The following is an 18770-nucleotide window of genomic DNA, read 5'->3' on the forward strand; positions in this document are numbered from 1 at the left end:
CTAGTGGGGCAGGCTACGGTTTGCCGATGTGAGGTTGTGCCAACACCATCCCCGATCGAGGTGCAGAAGTTGATAACCCCCGCCGCCGCTCCCATCATCGCCCCTGCCACGGCCGAGAACGCCGCCTGGGCCCTGGCGCGCGTCGACGCCTTGCACACGGCGCTGACCCAGATCGTCCTCGAGGGCGGCAACCTGAGCCAGATCGCCGCCGAGGTCGCACGCGTGCTGGACGTCGGGGTGCTCGTCACCTCCACCGACGGCCGCGAGCGCGCCGCGGTGCTCGAGGCGGACATGCGGGCCGCGATGGAGGAGCTGGACCTCTTCGACCCCACGGGTCGCTTCCGCGTCGAGCGGGCGAGCGGGTACGGCGCGCCGGCCGGCGACGGGCAGGTCCGGATGCTGCGCGTGGTCGCAGGAGGGGCCGACCTGGCCCGGCTGATCTGCTTCCGGGCGGACGGGGAGATCTCCTCCGACGACGTGCACGCGATGGAGCGGGCTGCGGCGGTGGCTGCGCTGCTGATCACCCGCGAGGAGGCGGTGACCGCCGTCGAGAACAAGTACCGCGGCGACTTCCTGCGCGACGTGTTCCTCGGTCGAGCCGGCGACGTCGACTACGTGATCGAGCACTCCGAGGGCTTCGGCTGGGACCTGGACCGGCCGATGGTCGTGATCGCCGCCGAGATCGATCCGCTGCGCCCGGAGGAGGCGCCGGTCTCCAGCCGGGTCCGGCGGCGCTGGCAGGAGCGCTTCTCGTCGGCGTGGAGCCAGGTCGCCCACGGGTACGACGTGGGGGCGCCGAGCGTGGACTTCTCCTCCGAGGTCGTCACGCTCGTGCCGGTGCCCCTGTCGGCCAGCGGCGAGACCGAGGACGGCGGGGAGGCGATCGTGAAACGCCTGGTGACGGGCGTGCGCGGGGACAAGGGCGGCGGCCGGCGCGCGTTCTCCGTGGGGGTCAGCCGGGTGGTGAGCTCGCTGGACCAGCTCCCGGAGGCCTACGCCCAGGCCCGCCGGGCGGTGGAGGTCGGGCGCCGGGTGCACGGGGGAGGATCGACCACGCACTTCGACCAGCTGGGGGTGCACCGGCTCATCGCGCTGGTGCCGGACACCGGTGAGCTGCGCGCGTTCGCTCGCGACGTCCTCGGCCCGCTGGCGGGCACGACCACCGAGGCGACCGACCTGCGCGAGACGCTGCAGGTGCTGCTCGACACCAACTTCAACGTGGCGGAGGCCGCGCGGCTGCAGTTCTTCCACTACAACACCATGCGCTACCGGGTCAGCAAGCTCGAGCGCCTGCTGGGGCCGCTGTCGTCCGACCCGCACCTGCGGCTGGACGTGGCGGTGGCGCTGCGGGTGCTGGAGATCGTGGACTGAGGGTCTCGACGTCGGTTGCTGCGCAACCTGCTCGACCACCGGAGGGCTGCGAGATGGTCACTGTTCGGTCACGGCTGCAAGAAACGAGGCATTCGCCTGCGGCGCGCCCCGGGCATCAACACAATGTCTGCCACGAGTCCTGAGCTCCATTCGGCAACAGTCGCCGTGTCTCAGGTCTCGTCCGGACGACTAGGTTCGGCACCCACATGGGGTGTGGCCGGACCGTGACCCTCACGGTCCTCGTGCAAGGAGGCAGCACAGTGTCGATGTTCAAATGGGATCTCGTGGACCCGAAGCCAGGTGAGGCAGTAGCCCCGCACCAGCGTCTGAGCTGGGGCAAGACCACGGGCCTCGGAGCCCAGCACGTGATCGCGATGTTCGGGGCGACCTTCGTCTTCCCGATCGTCATGGGGCTGGACGCCAACCTCGCGATCATGATGAGCGGTATCGCGACGATCTGCTTCCTGCTGATCGTCAAGGGCAAGGTCCCCAGCTATCTCGGCACCTCGGCCGCCTTCGTCGGCGGCGCGACGGCTATCTACAGCCAGGACGGTGGACCGGCCGACGTGACCGGCGCCATCCTGGTGGCGGGCATCCTGCTCGCCCTGGTCGGTCTGGTCATCCACTACTTCGGCTCCGACGTGGTCAACGCCGTGCTGCCCCCCGCCGTCACCGGCGCGGTGGTGCTGCTGATCGGCTTCAACCTGGCGCCGGTCGCCACCAAGACGTACATGCCGGCCGACCCGTGGATCGCGATCATCACCATGACCGCCGTCATCGTCATGGCCGTCGCCTTCCGCGGCTTCCTGAGCCGGATCGCGATCGTCCTCGGGCTGGTCTTCGGCTACGTCCTGTCCTGGCTCGCCGACGAGGTGCTCGGCAAGATCACGTCGGTCACGCCCAGCTCCAACGGTGAGGCCACCGAGCACCTGCGCGTCGACTGGACGGCCGTCAAGGACGCCAGCTGGTTCGGCCTGCCGGGCAAGACCGAGGACGGACTCGTCGGCAACCAGACCCTGGTCGGCAACCTGGACGCCGTGGGCTGGCACCTGCCCAGCTTCTCGCTCACCTTCACGCTGCTCGTCCTGCCGGCCGTCATCGCGCTGGTCGCGGAGAACGTCGGCCACGTCAAGGCCGTCGCCGAGATGACCGAGGTGGACCTCGACCCCTACATGGGCCGCGCGGTCGGCGCCGACGGCATCGCCACCGTCATCGCCACCTCCGTGGGTGGCTCGCCCACCACGACGTACGCCGAGAACATCGGCGTCATGGCTGCGACCCGGGTCTACTCCACGGCCGCCTACTTCGTGGCCGCGTTCGTCGCGATCCTGCTCGGTCTGGTGCCGAAGTTCGGCGCGATCGTCAACGCCACCCCGCCCGCCGTCCTCGGCGGCATCACCCTGGTGCTCTACGGCATGATCGGTCTGCTGGGCGCGAAGATCTGGACCGAGAACAAGGTCAACTTCGCCAACCCGGTCAACCTCGTGCCGCTGGCCGCCGGAATCATCATCGCCATCGGCGACGCGCAGCTGAAGTTCACCGACGACTTCGTCCTGAGCGGCATCGCCCTCGGCACGCTCGTCGCGGTGCTCGGCTACCACCTGGCCCGTCTGGTGTCCCCGCCCCGCAACTCCGACGGCAGCCTGATCGTCGTCGGCGGCCCCGGCACCAACACCGAGGACCACGCGGCGCCGCACCACCACACCAAGCACTGACAGGAAGTCCCGTGAAACCAGCACCCTTCGCGTACGCCCGTCCCGCCACTCTCGAGGAGGCGCTCCACACCCTGGCGAACAGCCCGGACGCGAAGGTGCTGGCCGGGGGCCAGAGCCTGGTGCCACTGCTGTCCATGCGACTGGCGGCACCGAGCACCCTGGTCGACATCAACGCCGTGCCCGGCCTGGACCACGTCAGCGCCGACGCTGACGGGGTCCGGGTCGGGGCCCTGGCCCGACACGCCGCCGTGCTCGCCCACCCCGGCGCCCGGCGCGTCCAGCCGCTGCTGGCGCTCGCGCTCGACAACGTCGCGCACGCCACGATCCGCAACCGCGGCACCACGGTCGGCTCGATCGCCCACGCCGACGCCGCGGCCGAGATGCCCGTCGTGCTCCGGCTGCTGGGCGGCTCGCTCGAGGTCGCCTCGGTCAACGGGCGCCGCACGATCCCGGCTGAGGAGCTCTTCTTCGGCCCTCTGGAGTCCACGCTCCACCACGACGAGATCGCCGTCGAGGCGTTCTTCCCCGCTCTTGCACCCGGTGCCGGCGTCGCCTTCGAGGAGATCGCGCGCCGCCACGGCGACTACGCCATGTGCGGGGTCGCCGCGGTCGTCCGCCTCGAGGGTGACACCCTCGTCGAGGCCCGCGCCGGCTACCTCTCGGTCTGCGACGTCCCCACCGTCGTCGACCTGACGGCCGACCTGGCCGGCGGCGTCACCGACGCGTCCCTGGCCGCCGCCGGCGAGACCGCGCTGGCCCAGCTCGACCCCGGCGACGACATCCACGGCACCGCCGCCTACCGCGCCCAGCTGGCCCGGGTGCTCACCGCGCGCGTCCTGCGTGCGGCGTACGACGATGCGCGGCAGCGCGCGGCCTCGGCCGACGCGGGCGCCGGCGCGAAGGAGGACCAGGCATGACCACCGAGCAGACAGAGCAGCAGATCGACCCCCAGACCGGTGAGCAGCTCCACACCGTCCGGCTCAACGTGAACGGCGACGACTACGCGATCGAGGTCCCGGCCCGCCGGCTGCTCAGCGACGCGCTGCGCCACGACCTCGGCCTCACCGGCACCCACGTCGGCTGCGAGCACGGCGTCTGCGGCGCCTGCACGATCCTGATGGACGGCACGCCCATCCGCGCCTGCCTGATGTTCGCGGTCTCCGCCCAGGGCACCGAGCTGACCACCGTCGAGGGCCTCACCGAGCCCGACGGGTCGCTCAGCCCCGTGCAGCAGGCGTTCAGCGACTGCCACGGCCTGCAGTGCGGCTTCTGCACGCCCGGCTTCCTCACCACGATCACCGCCGGACTGCGCGAGAACCCGTGCCCCAGTCACGAGCAGGCCCGCGACATGATCGCCGGCAACCTGTGTCGCTGCACCGGCTACCAGAACATCGTCAAGTCGGTCGAGCGCGCGGCGGAGATCATCGCCGAGCGCTCCGCCGCCCCCACTCCCGAGTCGACCGAGGAGGAGGAGCAGGCATGACCACCAAGCTCTTCGGGACCCGCGTCGCCCGCGTCGAGGACCAGCGCTTCCTGCGCGGCCAGGGCCGCTACGTCGACGACGTCGGCGTCGACAGCGCCACCGACATGCTCCACGCCGCGGTGCTGCGCAGCCCGCACGCCCACGCCCGGATCCTCGACATCGACGTCGCCGACGTGCTCGAGGTCGAGGGCGTCCACGCCGTCTACACCTACGAGGATCTCGAGGGCCCGGCCGCCGAGCCGCTGCCGCTGCTGATCCCGCACCCGACGCTCACCCACGGCCGCACGCAGTACGCGCTGGCCAAGGACGAGGTCAACTACGTCGGCGAGGCGATCGCCTTCGTCGTGGCGGAGGACCGCTACGTCGCGGAGGACGCCGTCGGCCGGATCCGGGTGAAGTACGACGTGCTCCCGGCCGTCGTGGGCATCGAGACCTCCCGCGCCGCCGAGCATCTCGTGCACGAGGACGTCCCCGGCAACGTGGCCGCGCGCACTGAGCAGCACAACGGGGACGCGCCCGCCGAGATCGCCAAGGCGCCGCACACGCTGTCGCTGGACCTGAGCATCGAGCGCAGCGCCTGCACCCCGATGGAGGGGCGCGGCACGGTCGCTCGTTGGGACGCCGACCAGAACCGCCTGCAGCTGTGGACGTCGACCCAGACCTCCACCGGCGTGCGGGCCGCGGTCGCCGCCAAGCTCGGCCTCGACCTCGGCCAGGTCGACGTGATCACCCCCGACACCGGCGGTGGCTTCGGTGTGAAGATCAACCACCCCTGGCCCGAGGAGGTGCTGGTGCCGCTGGCGGCCCGCGCCCTGGGGCGGATGGTGAAGTTCACCGAGGACCGTCGCGAGCACTTCATCTCGTCGGCCCACGAGCGCGGTCAGCTGCACCACGTCGACGTCGGCTTCGACGACGACGGGCGCATCCTCGGCCTCGACGTGATGTTCTGGCACGACCACGGCGCCTACACGCCGTACGGCCTGATCGTGCCGATCGTGGCGTCGACCCAGCTGCTCGGGCCCTACAAGCCCAAGGCCTACCGGGTCACGTTCGAGAGCATCTACACCAACACCGTGATCGTCACGCCCTACCGCGGCGCCGGGCGCCCGCAGGGCTGCTTCGTGATGGAGCGGACGATGGACGCGATCGCGGCCTACCTCGGCAAGGACCGGCTCGAGGTGCGCGAGGTCAACTTCATCCAGCCCGACGAGTTCCCCTTCGACCAGGGCCTGATCTTCCAGGACGGCCGGCCGCTGATCTACGACTCCGGCGACTACCCGCAGATGCTGGAGAAGACCAAGGCGCTGATCGGCTGGGACGAGTTCCCGGCGATCAAGGCCGCGGCAGCCGCCGAGGGACGCAAGCTCGGCATCGGCCTGGCCTGCTACGTCGAGGGCACGGGCGTCGGTCCCTACGAGGGCGCCCACGTCCACATCGAGACCACCGGCAAGGTCAAGGTCGCGACCGGCCTGACCACCCAGGGGCAGGGCCACCAGACCGCGTTCGCGCAGATCGTCGCCGACGAGCTGGGTGTGCCGTTCGAGGACGTCGAGATCGTCACCGGCGACACCCGCCGGATGCCGTACGCCGTGGGCACGTTCGCCTCGCGCGCCGCGGTGATGAGCGGCTCGGCGATCCACAAGGCCGCCAAGAAGGCCAAGGAGAAGGCGCTGCGGATCGCCGCGGACGCGCTCGAGGTGGCCGAGGCCGACCTCGAGATCGTCGGCGGCGTGGTGCGGGTCAAGGGCTCGCCGGGCTCGGCGATCGCGCTGGGGACGGTCGCCGTGCTCTCCAACCCGCTGCGCTACGCCTTCGACGAGGCCTCCAAGCAGGCCACCCAGTTCTCGGTCGGCGACCCCGACAAGACGCCGGTGGCCGAGGGCGAGGAGCCGGGCCTGGAGGGCAAGGACTTCCACTCCGTCACGGGCGCGACGTACGCCGCGGGCATGCACGCCGCGATCGTCGAGACCGACCCGCTGACCGCGGAGATCAAGATCGTGAAGTACGTCGTGGTCCACGACTGCGGTCACCTGATCAACCCGATGATCGTCGAGGGCCAGATCCACGGCGGTGTCGCCCAGGGGATCGGCGGGGCGCTCTACGAGAAGATGGCCTACGACGAGAACGGCCAGCTGCTCAACGCGTCCTTCATGGACTTCCTGATGCCCTACGTCACCGAGATCCCCGACGGCATCGCCATCGACCACCTCGAGACGCCGTCCCCGTCCAACCCGCTCGGCATCAAGGGCGCGGGCGAGGCCGGGGTCATCCCGACCTCCGCCGTCTTCGCCTCCGCCATCGAGGACGCCGAGGGCTTCGACATCGTCGCGATGCCGATCTCGCCCTCCGAGCTCTACGACCTGCGCCTCGCGCACACCCCCACTGACTAAGGAGCACCATGAAGATCTCCGGAGAGCACGTCCTCCACGCCCCCGTGGCGGCCGTCTGGGACGCGCTGCTCGACCCGCAGGTGCTGGTGCAGACCATCCCCGGCTGCGAGCGTCTCGAGGCGACCGGTGAGAACGCCTACGCGATGACCGTCACCGCCGGCGTCGCCTCGATCCGTGGCACCTACCACGGCGCCTGCACGATGTCGGACCTCGTCGAGCACGAGTCGCTGCGGATGAAGCTCGACGGCGCCGGAGCGCCCGGGACCGTGGACGCGACCGTGGACGTGCTGTTCACGGACGCCGCCGACGGCACCACGCTGATCGCCTTCTCCGCCGACGCGGTCGTCGGCGGGATGGTCGGCGGCGTCGGCCAGCGGATGCTCACCAGCGTCTCGCGGCGGATGGCCGGCGAGATGTTCGGCAACGTCGAGAAGGTGATCGCCGCCGGTGGCGTGACCGCGCTGGCCGCCGAGGCGCCCGCCGCAGGCACCGCTCCCGTGGCAGGCGCGGCCCAGCCCGCTGCTGGTGCTGCCGCTGGCGGGGCCGTCGCGGCCCCCGCCGCGGGTCAGGTCTTCACCGCCCCGGCGAAGGCGTCCGCAGCCGGATCGCAGGAGGACTTCCTCAAGGGGGTCGGCCTGGGCGCCGGACTGGTGCTCCTGGGCGTGGTCGTCGGGTCGCTGCTCGGCCGTCGGCGATGACCGACCTCACGACCGACTCGACCGCCCGGGAGATGGCCGCGGCGGTCGCGGCCAAGGAGGTCTCGGCGCGCGAGCTGCTCGAGCTGCACCTCACCCGGATCTCCGAGCGCAACCCGGAGCTCAACGCGATCGTGTCGCTCGACGAGGAGCGCGCGCGGGCCGGTGCGCTGGCCGCCGACGAGGCGCTGGCCTCCGGTGCGGAGACGGGCCCGCTGCACGGCCTGCCCTTCGCGGTCAAGGACACCCACGCGGTCGGGGGCTGGCGCACGACGTACGGCTCGCCGCTGTTCGCCGACCACGTCCCCGAGCGCGACGAGCTCCTCGTGGAGCGGATCCGCGGCGCGGGCGCGGTGCTGATCGGCAAGACCAACGTGCCGGAGTTCGCGGCCGGGTCGCACACCTTCAACAAGGTCTTCGGGACCACCCTCAACCCGCACGACCCCTCGCGCTCGGCCGGCGGGTCGAGCGGGGGAGCGGCGAGCGCGCTGGCCTCCGGGATGGTGCCGCTGGCCGACGGCTCGGACATGGGCGGATCGCTGCGCAACCCCGCGTCGTTCTGCGGGGTCGTGGGGTTGCGGCCCTCGCTCGGGCGGGTGCCGGAGTGGCCGCTCTACAACCAGTGGGAGACCACGTCGGTCGGCGGCCCGATGGCGCGCAACGTCGGCGACCTCGCGCTGCTGCTGTCCGTGCTCGCCGGCCCTGATGCCCGGGCCCCCCACGCCCTCGGCGACCCCGGTTCGTCGTTCGCGCCGCCCCTGTCCGGCTCGCTCGCCGGGGTCCGGGTCGCCGTCTCGGTCGACCTGGGTGCCGCCTTCGAGGTCGACGACGAGGTCGCCTCGGTCGTCGAGGAGTCCGCGGGGGTGTTCGCGCGCTCCGGGGCTCACGTCGCCTCGGCGCACCCGGATCTGCACGAGGCCGACGACACCTTCCGCACGCTGCGGGCGTGGCACTTCCAGGCGAAGTTCGGCCGACTGCTCGCCGAGAACCCCGACGCCTTCAAGCCCTCGCTGGCCGACAACATCCGGGCCGGGGAGGCGCTGACCGGCGCCGACGTGGCGCGCGCCTACACCCAGCGCACCGCCCTGTCGGAGCGGATGCGGGTCTTCTTCGAGTCGTACGACGTGCTCGTGCTGCCGGTCTCGCAGGTCCCGCCCTTCCCGGCGGACCAGGAGTTCCCGTCGGCGATCAACGGCCGCCCGATGGCGACGTACCTCGACTGGATGCGCTCGGCCTACTTCATCACCGTCACCGGCTGCCCGGCGATCGCCGTACCGGCCGGCACGACGTCGGACGGGCTCCCGGTCGGCATCCAGATCGTCGCGCCCCACGGTGGCGAACGACGGCTGCTCGAGATCGCGGCGGCGTTCGAGGCGGTCAGCGGGCGCTGAGGTCGCTCGCCTCCGTGGGGGCGACGGCGGGCGCGACCGTCCAGGCGCGTTTGCCGGGGCTGTCCCAGCGGCGCAGCCTGCTCGCCGTCGCCAGCACCGGGGCGTGCTCGGTCAGCAGGTCGAGGGCGGCGGCCACCTGAGCGCTGCTAAGGCCGTGCGCGAGGCTCACGTGCGGCACCCAGGCCCCTGGTGCGCTCAGCGGGGAGCCGCCGGGGCCGAGGACGGCATGCGCCCGCGCGTGCAGCGCCATCAGCTCCGGCGTCACGAGCACGTGACGCACGAGCACGTGACCGCGACGGTTGTGGAAGAGCAACGGCGCACCGATGCGCACCTCCACCGGAAGCAGCGCCGCCACCTCGGGGAGCCGGGCCTCCGCTTCGGGGCTCACGGTGTCGCGGGCGTCGAGGGTGAGGTGGGGGCGGTTGGTCTCCGAGGTGTGGTGGGCGAGGCTCGGGAGCCCCGCCTCGGCGAGCAGCTCCCACTGACGCCGGATCCGCTCCTCGCTCGCGGCGTCCAGCAGCAGCTCGAGGGACTGCACGCTCAGCGGTAGGGGTCGCGCACCGCGATGGCCTGGTGCGGCATGCACGCGAGCACCAGCGCCACGACCCAGCCGATCGCGGTCCAACCCAGGAACAGCGTCAGCCAGAAGATGGGCCAGGCGTTGGACTTCCCCCGCAGCGCCGCGACCATCCACGGCAGCATGTAGCCCAGGGTCAGCACAGTGACGACGATGCTCACCAGCGCGCTGACAGGGCGCCCGCGCTGGTCGGTGACGATCCGGCTCATGCCTCCACGCTACGCGCGAGCCGGTAGCGCCGTCGGTGGTTCAGCGTCGTCCTTGGTCGAGCACGTTGCGCAGCCGGTTCGTTGGTCGAGCAGGTTGCGCAGCAACCGACGTCGAGACTCCCGGGCCCTCGCTGGTCGAGCAGGTTGCGCAGCAACCGACGTCGAGACCCACCCCGCGAAGAAAGTTCTCCACAGTCTGCGCGTCGCCCTGCTTCTGGCCCTGGGAATGTCGGTGGTCGCTGATCCAATAGATCCATGACCCAGACAGCCGCCCCCGACACCGCCGCCGCGGTGCTGGAGGTCGCGCGCGTTCGTCGCGCGATGGCTGATCGTGCGGAGGCGGAGCAGCTTCAAGCCGCTGTCGACTGGGCCGCGATGCATTCGGTCGACTCCCTCGCCGATGCCGCGCTGGTCCACGACGGGTACGGCGACCGTGGCCTGCCCATCGCCGGGGAGGGTGCACCTTTGGTTGCGGAGTTCGCGATCACCGAGTTCGCCCTCGCCGTCGGCATGTCCACCGACGCCGGCAACCGCTACGTCGGCCAGGCCGTCGAACTGCGCTATCGGTTGCCGAAGGTGTGGAAGCGGGTGTGTGCCGGCGACCTGGTGGCGTGGAAGGCGCGCCGCATCGCCGACGCCACGATGAGCCTGGTGCCCGCTGGTGCGGCGTTCGTGGATCGTCACGTCGCCTCGGTCGCGCACAAGATCGGTGTCGCTGCCCTGGACCGGCTGATCGAGGAGGCGCGGGTCCAGTTCCAGCCCGAGGACGCCGAGCAACGCCGCCGCAATGCGGCTGACGGGCGCTGTTTCGATGTGGACACCGACCAGGTCTCCTACGAGGGCACCATGGCTATCCGCGGCGAGCTCGACATCGCGGACGCGATGGACCTCGACGCCGCCGTCACCGCAGGGGCCGAGGCCCAGCGTGCCCTGGGCTCGGAGGAGCCGCTCGGTGCCCGCCGGGCGAAGGCGGTCGCGGACCTGGCCCGGCAGCAGTTGGTGTTCGACCTCAACACCGGCTCCGGCGACGAGGCCACGACCGACGACAGGCTCATCGCCGGGGACGGGGCTGAATCCGAACAGCGCGGTGGATCCGACTCAACCGTTGCTCCCGATCAACCGCGCTCATCCACTGCGGCCTCCGAGGGCCCGGTCCCCGCTCGCGGGACGACACGTCGTCCGCGGCAGGTGGTGCTATACGTCCACCTCTCCCACGACGCACTCCGCGCCCGGGGCCTCGATGACAGCGCCGACGCTGACGTCGACGGGGACCGGAACGGGATCCGCCTCGCACGGGTGGAGAACACCCGCTCCTTCGTCTCGGTTGACCAGGTCCGCGACTGGTGCGCCAACCCGGACACCCAGGTCGTGGTGAAGCCGGTCATCGATCTCGAGGACCACGTCCACGTCGGCGCCTACGAGGTCCCCGACCGGCTCGTCGAACGCGTCGGGTTGATCAACCACTCGTGTGTGTTCCCGTGGTGCACCCGGCCCGCCAGGAAGCTCAAGCCCGACGGGCATCGGGCGGACTGTGACCACGTCCAAGAACACGCCGCCGGCGGAAGCACCTGCTCCTGCAACCTCGCTCCGTTGTGCCGCAGACATCACCGCCACAAGACCCACAGCCCGTGGTCGTACACCGTCATCGATCCAGGCACGTTCCTGTGGACCAGCCCGCAGGGTTATCAGTACCTGCGCGATCACACTGGGACGCTTGACGTGACCCGCGACCGGGCCCGCGCCGTACCTGCGCCGGACGAATAGCTGCATCGCCCCGGACCCCGCCGTAGGCAGCATCCGGCGGGGGCTTCGGCGTGTCTGCGGGTGGGGTCTCGACGTCGGTTGCTGCGCAACCTGCTCGACCACCGAGGGTGGGGTGGGTCTCGACGTCGGTTGCTGCGCAACCTGCTCGACCAGCGATCGGCTGCGCGATCTGCTCGACCAGCGATCGGCTGCGCGATCTGCTCGACCAACGATCGGCTGCGCGATCTGCTCGACCAGCGAACGGCCGGGGTGTTCGACCGCCAGGCGGTGAGAGCATGGGCGCCAGATGATCTATCGAGCGCTTCATGCCGTCGTCCCGCCCGTCGCCAAGGCGATCTGGCGCCCCTCCGTGCGCGGTCTGGAGAACGTGCCCTCCAGCGGGGGAGTGATCCTCGCCAGCAACCACCTCAGCTTCGCCGACAGCGTGGTGATCCCGATCGTGGTTCCGCGCAAGGTGGTGTTCCTGGCGAAGTCCGACTACTTCACGGGGACCGGAGCGAAGGGTGCTCTCTCGCGCGCGTGGTTCGAGGGGCTGGGGATGCTGCCCGTCGACCGCGACGACGCGCGGGCGGCGATGACCAGCCTCGACACCGCCCTCGAGGTGCTGGGCAGGGGGGAGGCGTTCGGGCTGTACCCCGAGGGCACGCGCTCGCGCGACGGCCGGCTCTACCGGGGCCGCACCGGGGTCGCGCACCTGGCGCTGACCGCCGGCGTACCTGTGGTCCCGGTCGGCCTGCGCGGCACCGAGCAGCTGCAGCCGGTCGGCGCGCGCTTCCCGCGTCTGGTCAAGATCTCGATCGAGTTCGGGGCGCCGATCGACTTCACCGGTCGTTTCGTCGGCATCGCCTCGGGACGGGCTCGCCGCGAGGCCACCGACGAGATCATGACGGCGATCCAGGCACTGAGCGGCCAGGAGCCGGCCGGCATCTACAACGAGCGTGCCGCCGACGCCTGAGTGTCACCTCAGGATCTGCCAACGAATTGGCGTTTGGTTGGCACTTCCTGCCGTCGCCGCGCAGTGCTCCGGACCGCTTGAATCAAGCCATGGCTGACACTGCTGCACAGGGCGCACCGCGCATCCCGAGCCGGGTTCGGGTCGGGATCGACACGGGCGGCACCTTCACTGACGTTGTGGCCTTCGACGAGGACAGCGGCGAGCTGGTCACGACGAAGACCCCCTCCACTCCGAGCAACCCCGCCGACGGCTTCATGGCCGGCATCGACAAGGTCCTGGGCCTGCTGGGTCTCCCGGCCGGTCATGGCGACGCGCTGAGCGCGGTCAGCCACGGCACCACGGTGGCGACCAACCAGCTGCTCGAGGGCAAGGTCGACGCACTCGGCTTCATCACGACCGAGGGCTACGACGCGATGCTCGAGATCGCGCGCCAGTCCGTCCCCGACGGCTACGGCAACTCCTACTTCTGGGTGAAGCCGCCGCGCATCGTCCCCCGCCACCTCGTCAAGGGCGTCGGCGGCCGGCTCGACCACACCGGCGCGGAGGTCCGTCCCTTCGACGAGGACGGCGCCCGCCAGGTCGCGCGCTGGTTCAAGGCGCAGGGCATCGACACCCTCGGTGTCTGCTTCCTGCACGCCTACGCCAACCCCGAGCACGAGGAGCGGATGCGCCAGGTCCTCCGCGAGGAGCACCCCGAGGCCGTCGTCTCGCTCTCCAGCGAGGTGCTGCGCGAGTACCGCGAGTACGAGCGCGCGATGACCACGCTCGTCGACGCCGCGGTCAAGCCCAAGCTGAGCCGCTACGTCACCAACATCAAGAACCGTCTCGAGGAGTACGTCGTCGGGCAGGGCACTGCCGCGACCGGCGCCCGCAAGACCGTCCCCTTCTACGTGATGAAGTCCAACGGTGGCGTGCTCAGCGCTGACGAGGTCGTCCACCAGCCCATCACCACCGTGCTCTCCGGCCCCGCGGCAGGCGCGCTCGGCGCGGCCCTGATCGCCAAGGTCGCCGGCTTCGACAAGGTCCTCACCAGCGACGGTGGCGGCACGTCGACCGACGTCAGCGTCGTCATCGACGGTGAGCCGACGCTCACCACCGAGGGCAGCGTGGGCGCGTTCCCGTCCAAGATCCCGATGATCGACGTCGTCACCGTCGGTGCCGGCGGCGGCTCCATCGCCTGGCTCTCGCCCGAGGGCACGATGAAGGTCGGCCCGCACTCGGCCGGCGCCGACCCGGGCCCGCTGTGCTACGCCAAGGGCGGCGCGGACGTCACGATCACCGACGCCCACGTCTACCTCGGCCGGATCCCTCCCCACCTCCTCGGTGGCGAGATCCCGCTCGACGTCGACGCCGCCAAGGTCGGTCTCGAGAAGCTCGCCGCCGACCTCAAGATCACCCCCGAGGCGTGCGCCACCGGCATCCTCGAGATCTCCGCGTGGAACCAGGCCAACGCGCTGCGCCAGGTGACGGTCAAGCGCGGGCTCGACGTCCGCGACTTCACGCTCACGACGTTCGGCGGCTCCGGCTCGCTGCTGCTGTGCCGTCTCGTCGACGTGCTCGGCCTGCAGGCCGTCCTGGTCCCGCCGAACCCGGGCAACGTCTCGGCCTTCGGGCTGCTGACCGTGGACGTCAAGAACGACTACGTCCGCACCCACGTCTCCCTGGCCGACAACCTCGCCGCGTCCGACGTACGCGAGATCATGGACGGCCTCGCCGAGCAGGCCCGCGTGGCGCTCGACAAGGAGGGCTTCGCGGCCAGCGAGCACCGCTTCCAGCGCACCGCCGACCTGCGCTACTTCGGCCAGGCCTTCGAGGTCCGGGTGCCGCTGCCGGAAGGTGAGATCGACGACGCCCTGCTGACCGAGGTGGCCGACCGTTTCCACGCCGAGCACAAGGCGCTCTACGGCTACGACTTCTCCACCGACCCGACCCAGCAGGTCGAGTGGGTCAACCTGCGCGTGTCCGGCATCGGCCCGATCCAGCGCCCGGACATCGCGCGCCACGAGATCGTCGCCGACGCGGGGGCTCCCGAGCCCCGCTCGCGCCGCGAGGTCTGCTTCGAGGCCACCGACGGCTACGTCGACACGCCGGTCTTCTGGCGTGCCGACCTGGTGCCCGGCCAGGAGATCGCCGGCCCGGCGATCATCGAGGAGTTCGGCTCCACCGTGCCGCTGCACCCGGGCTTCCACGCCCGCATCGACGCCTACCTGAACATCATCGTCACCCGCGAGGGGGAGAAGTGAGCGCCACGCACACGCACCAGGGCTACGTCGACGGTGAGAGCCGTCGTGCCCCCACCGACTTCCCGTTCGGGTCGCTGACCGACGACGCCGGCCGCAGCGCCGACCCGGTCGTCGTCGAGATCGTCCAGGGGAGCCTGGCCGCGGTGGAGATGGAGGTCGAGACCGCCATCGGCCGCACCAGCCGCAGCCCGATGATCCGCGACGCCCACGACTTCCGCGCGGGCATCCACGACCGGCTGCTGCGCAAGCTCACCGGCCGCTCCTACTCCGCGCTGGTCCACCCGGTGGCACGCGACTTCCCGCTGGAGGAGATGAAGCCCGGCGACGTCTTCTTCCACAACGACGTCTACCGGTCCGAGGGCGGCATCGGCCACCTTCCCGACCTGTGCGTCACGGTGCCGGTCTTCCACGACTCCGGCAACGGTCCCGAGGTCGTCGCGTTCGTCCAGGCCTTCGGCCACCACGACGACATCGGCGGCTGCGTGCCCGGCTCGATGCCCAGTGGCGCGACCACGGTCTACGAGGAGGGCCTGATGGTCCCCCCGATCAAGCTGTGGGACGCCGGCGTGCCCAACAAGTCGGCGCTGGCGATCATGACCCGCAACTCGCGGATGCCCGATAGCCTGGCCGCCGACCTCGACGCCGAGTGCTCCGCCTGCCTGATGGGCGCCCAGCGTCTGGGCGAGCTCTTCGACCGCTACGGCCGCGAGACGATCGAGTCCTGCTTCGACGCGATCATCGACCGCACCACCGAGACCTATCGCCGCGAGATCCTCACCAAGATCCCCGTCGGCGAGTGGGTCTGGGAGGACTACGCCGAGCACGACGGCGTCGACGAGCCGCAGCTCTACACGCAGCGGATCACGCTCACCCGCACCGGTCCCGAGGACCCGGGCGGCGAGCGTCTGGTCATCGACTTCGGTGGCACGTCCCCGCAGGCCAAGGGCCCGATCAACCACTGCGGTGACTACTCCGACGGCAACTTCCTCAAGAAGTGGCTCGCGCCGATCCTGCGCAACCTCGCCGACACCCCCGAGCGGATGGCCGAGCTCGACGTCAACGAGGGCATCGTGCCGCTCATCGAGATGAAGTTCCCGCCGCCCGGCACCCTGCTGACGCCGGTCTTCCCGGCGCCGACCAACGCCCGCACGTTCGTGATCCTGCGGCTGCTCGGCGTGCTGGCCGGCGTGGTCGCCAAGGCCGTCGACGGCAAGATGCCGGCCGACCAGGAGACGATCCGCTACACCGGCGTGTACGGCGAGGACATGGAGGGCCGCTCCTACCTCATGCGCGAGGTGCTCGGCGGCGGCTCCGGCGGCCGCTACTACGCCGACGGCGAGGACACCATCCACGTCGTGCCCGACTCGCGCAACCTGCCCTCGGAGTTCACCGAGTCGCGCTTCCCGTTCCTCGTGGAGAGCCTCGGCCTGGCCATGGACTCCGGCGGCGCCGGCAAGTTCCGCGGCGGACTGGGCTACGAGAAGCACATCCGGATGCTCAAGGACGGCCACTTCATGTCCATCGCGGACCGGTCGATCCTGGCCTGCTGGGGCGTCAAGGGCGGTCTCGCCGGCAAGCCGTTCGAGGTCGTCATCGACGCCGGCGGCCCCAACGAGCGCATCGTCGACGCCCTCGCCGACGACGAGCCGGTCAAGGCGGGCGAGGTCATCCGGATCCGCACCACCGGTGGCGGAGGCTGGGGCAACCCGCTCGAGCGCGACCCTGAGATGGTCGTGCGCGACGTGGTGTGGCGCAAGGTCTCTCCGCAGGCCGCGTTCGCGGACTACGGCGTGGTCCTCACCGGATCGGTCGACGACGACACCCTCGGGTACGACGCGGAGGAGACCGCCGCCGAGCGCGCCGGGCGCCCCGCCGCGTCCGAGGCGTTCTTCGACCGGGGACCCGGCTACGCCCAGCTCGCCACCGACGGCGCCGCGTCCGCAGCGGTCGACTGGTTGTGAGCCATCGCATCGCCGTGGTCGGCGCGTCCGGCAAGACCGGGCGCGCCGTCACGGCGGCGCTGACCGACCGTGGCGCCGAGCCGGTGGGAGTGGGCCGCGCGCAGTGGGACACCCTGCCCGACACCCTCATCGGGTGCGCCGCGGTGCACGTGATCGCGCCCAACCTCCACCCTGACGAGCCGGGCTTCGTGGGCGACGTGCTCGCCGCGGCCCGGCTGGCCGGCGTGATGCGGGTGGTCTACCACTCGGTGGCCTCGCCCTACGCCCCGGACATGCCACACCACCTCGCCAAGGCGTGGAGCGAGGACGCGATCCGGCGCTCCGGGCTGGACTGGACGATCCTCCAGCCTTGCGCCTACGTGCAGAACTTCGTGCCGGCCCTGGCGGCCGCCGCACGGGACGACGACCTCGTCGTCCCCTACGCCGTCGACCAGCCGTTCGGGCTGGTCGACCTGATCGACGTCGGCGAGGCCACGGCGACCGTGCTGCTCGACGACGCCCACGTCGGCGCGACCTACGAGCTCGGAGGGCCCGCGCTGGTCACCGTCGCCGACGTCGCCGCTGCCGCCTCCCGGGTGCTGGGCCGCCCGGTCCGCGCGCGCCGTACGCCGCCCCAGGAGTGGGTCGCGACGACAGGGGCTGACCTGGACCCTCGTGAGCGCGATCTCCTGGTCGCGATGTTCTGCTACTACGACCGACGCGGTCTGCCGGCCGGTGGCCTGGTGCTGCGCGCGCTCCTGGGCCGAGAGCCGAACCGGGTCATCGACGTGCTGAAACGCGAACTGGACGCCGCCCGCGCCGGTTAGGTCGAGGCGGTGACACGTCCCCGTCTCGCCATCGAGCGCACTCGGCCGCGGGAGGTCGACGCCCTCTTCACCTGCGTCGTCTCGCTGGGCTTCCGGTTCTCCGACGTCGGCACCCGGTGACCCACTGGCACTAGTTGCCATGACCGGCCCGCTTCGTTGGGTTTAGTTGCCGGTGCTCGACGTGCTCCGGGTCACTAGTTTTGCCACATGAAGGTCCTGCTTGCGCTCGGCGGAAACGCCATGACATCCCCCGACGGACGTGCGCGTCCCGAAGACCAGATCGCTGCCGTGCAGACGGCGATGGCCGCTGTCGCGGAGTTGGTGACCCGCCCCGACCCGGTGGACGTGGTCCTCACCCACGGCAACGGTCCTCAGGTCGGGAACCTGCTGGTCAAGAACGAGGTCGCCGCGAGCGTCGTACCGCCGGTGCCGCTCGATTGGTGCGGCGCGCAGACCCAGGCGACGATCGGCTACGTGCTGATGAACGCGCTCGACCACGAGCTCGCCACACGAGGCTCCGACCGGCGTTGCGCCACCGTCGTCACCCGCAGCCGGGTCGACGCCGACGACCCGCTGCTGCTCAACCCCACGAAGCCGATCGGCCGCTACCTCACCCGTGAGGAGGCCGCCCCGCTGATCGAGCACGGTGAGACGTGGGAGGACCGCGGTGAGAAGGGCTGGCGCCGGATGGTCGCCTCGCCCGAGCCCGTCGAGATCATCGACGCCCCTGCCGTGCACGCTCTCGTCGAGGCCGGCTTCATCGTGATCAGCAACGGTGGGGGCGGCATCCCGGTGATCCGCACCGACGACGGCCTGGCCGGCGTCGAGGCCGTCATCGACAAGGACCTCGGCGCTGCGCTGCTGGCCGGTAGCGTGGAGGCCGACGTGCTGGTCGTCGCCACCGACGTGCCCAACGCGATCCTGCGCTTCGGTACGCCGCAGGCCGAGCCGCTCGGCACCGTTTCCGTCTCGCGGATGCGTGAGCTCGCCGCCGAGGGGCACTTCGCCGGGGGCTCCATGGGTCCCAAGGTCGACGCGGCGTGCCGCTTCGTCGAGAACGGCGGTCTGCGCTCGGTGATCACCAGCCTCGACCACATCGTCGACGGGATCGCCGGCGAGGCCGGCACCGTCATCGTCCCCGACTGACCTGTCCCACCCAGACCACACCGCACCGCACCGCCTACTGCCTGAATCTCCTGCGGCCCACCCC

General features: G+C 71.1%; 15 protein-coding genes. 13 read left to right on the forward strand and 2 right to left on the reverse strand.

Features of this window, described 5'->3' with window-relative positions; translation table 11 throughout:
• The first annotated feature begins 69 nt into the window (after positions 1-69).
• The 7 genes from ACYU7L_RS21735 (at position 70) to ACYU7L_RS21765 (ending at position 9045) form a co-directional block, all read left to right on the forward strand.
• Positions 70-1371: a PucR family transcriptional regulator gene (locus ACYU7L_RS21735; RefSeq protein WP_460800965.1), complete on the forward strand. Its 1302-nt coding sequence runs from the start codon at positions 70-72 to the stop codon at positions 1369-1371.
• Between the two features lie 266 nt (positions 1372-1637).
• Positions 1638-3086: a uracil-xanthine permease family protein gene (locus ACYU7L_RS21740; protein ID WP_460800968.1), complete on the forward strand. Its 1449-nt coding sequence runs from the start codon at positions 1638-1640 to the stop codon at positions 3084-3086.
• 11 nt (positions 3087-3097) lie between these two features.
• Complete coding sequence (locus ACYU7L_RS21745) at positions 3098-4003, forward strand: FAD binding domain-containing protein (protein ID WP_460800970.1); 906 nt, start codon at positions 3098-3100, stop codon at positions 4001-4003.
• Entirely contained in the window at positions 4000-4569 is a 570-nt protein-coding gene (locus ACYU7L_RS21750; RefSeq protein WP_460800972.1) for a (2Fe-2S)-binding protein, read from the forward strand. The genes ACYU7L_RS21745 and ACYU7L_RS21750 overlap by 4 nt, the downstream gene beginning before the upstream one ends.
• Positions 4566-6959, forward strand: coding sequence for an aerobic carbon-monoxide dehydrogenase large subunit (cutA, locus tag ACYU7L_RS21755; RefSeq protein WP_460800974.1), 2394 nt, complete (start codon positions 4566-4568; stop codon positions 6957-6959). Before ACYU7L_RS21750 ends, cutA begins: the two co-directional genes overlap by 4 nt.
• A gap of 8 nt (positions 6960-6967) precedes the next feature.
• Entirely contained in the window at positions 6968-7657 is a 690-nt protein-coding gene (locus ACYU7L_RS21760) for an SRPBCC family protein (protein WP_460800976.1), read from the forward strand.
• Positions 7654-9045 (forward strand): amidase, encoded by a 1392-nt coding sequence (locus tag ACYU7L_RS21765; RefSeq protein WP_460800979.1) that lies wholly within the window; start codon positions 7654-7656, stop codon positions 9043-9045. Before ACYU7L_RS21760 ends, ACYU7L_RS21765 begins: the two co-directional genes overlap by 4 nt.
• Here ACYU7L_RS21765 and ACYU7L_RS21770 read toward each other — a convergent pair.
• A complete protein-coding gene (locus ACYU7L_RS21770) occupies positions 9032-9583 on the reverse strand; it encodes a 2'-5' RNA ligase family protein (RefSeq protein ID WP_460800982.1) in 552 nt (183 codons plus the stop codon). The two genes, ACYU7L_RS21765 and ACYU7L_RS21770, sit on opposite strands and share 14 nt — an antisense overlap.
• 2 nt (positions 9584-9585) lie before the next feature.
• Complete coding sequence (locus ACYU7L_RS21775; RefSeq protein ID WP_460800985.1) at positions 9586-9831, reverse strand: superinfection immunity protein; 246 nt, start codon at positions 9829-9831, stop codon at positions 9586-9588.
• 255 nt (positions 9832-10086) lie between these two features.
• Here ACYU7L_RS21775 and ACYU7L_RS21780 point away from each other — a divergent pair, with 255 nt between their 5' ends.
• The 6 genes from ACYU7L_RS21780 to ACYU7L_RS21805 all read left to right on the forward strand — a co-directional run bounded on the left by ACYU7L_RS21780 (position 10087) and on the right by ACYU7L_RS21805 (position 18706).
• The gene (locus ACYU7L_RS21780; protein ID WP_460800987.1) at positions 10087-11595 is read left to right on the forward strand and encodes an HNH endonuclease; all 1509 of its coding nucleotides are present in this window, start codon (positions 10087-10089) and stop codon (positions 11593-11595) included.
• 286 nt (positions 11596-11881) lie between these two features.
• The gene (locus tag ACYU7L_RS21785) at positions 11882-12550 is read left to right on the forward strand and encodes a lysophospholipid acyltransferase family protein (protein WP_460800989.1); all 669 of its coding nucleotides are present in this window, start codon (positions 11882-11884) and stop codon (positions 12548-12550) included.
• Positions 12551-12639: 89 nt separating this feature from the next.
• Positions 12640-14793 carry a hydantoinase/oxoprolinase family protein gene (locus ACYU7L_RS21790; protein ID WP_460800991.1) on the forward strand — a complete coding sequence of 718 codons (2154 nt, stop codon included), beginning with the start codon at positions 12640-12642 and terminating at the stop codon, positions 14791-14793.
• Positions 14790-16754: a hydantoinase B/oxoprolinase family protein gene (locus ACYU7L_RS21795; protein ID WP_460800993.1), complete on the forward strand. Its 1965-nt coding sequence runs from the start codon at positions 14790-14792 to the stop codon at positions 16752-16754. Before ACYU7L_RS21790 ends, ACYU7L_RS21795 begins: the two co-directional genes overlap by 4 nt.
• Positions 16751-17560: an SDR family oxidoreductase gene (locus ACYU7L_RS21800; RefSeq protein WP_460800995.1), complete on the forward strand. Its 810-nt coding sequence runs from the start codon at positions 16751-16753 to the stop codon at positions 17558-17560. Before ACYU7L_RS21795 ends, ACYU7L_RS21800 begins: the two co-directional genes overlap by 4 nt.
• A 207-nt stretch (positions 17561-17767) precedes the next feature.
• A complete protein-coding gene (locus ACYU7L_RS21805) occupies positions 17768-18706 on the forward strand; it encodes a carbamate kinase (RefSeq protein ID WP_460800997.1) in 939 nt (312 codons plus the stop codon).
• The last annotated feature ends 64 nt before the right edge of the window (positions 18707-18770 follow it).

It is taken from the genome of Nocardioides pacificus, from assembly GCF_054775955.1.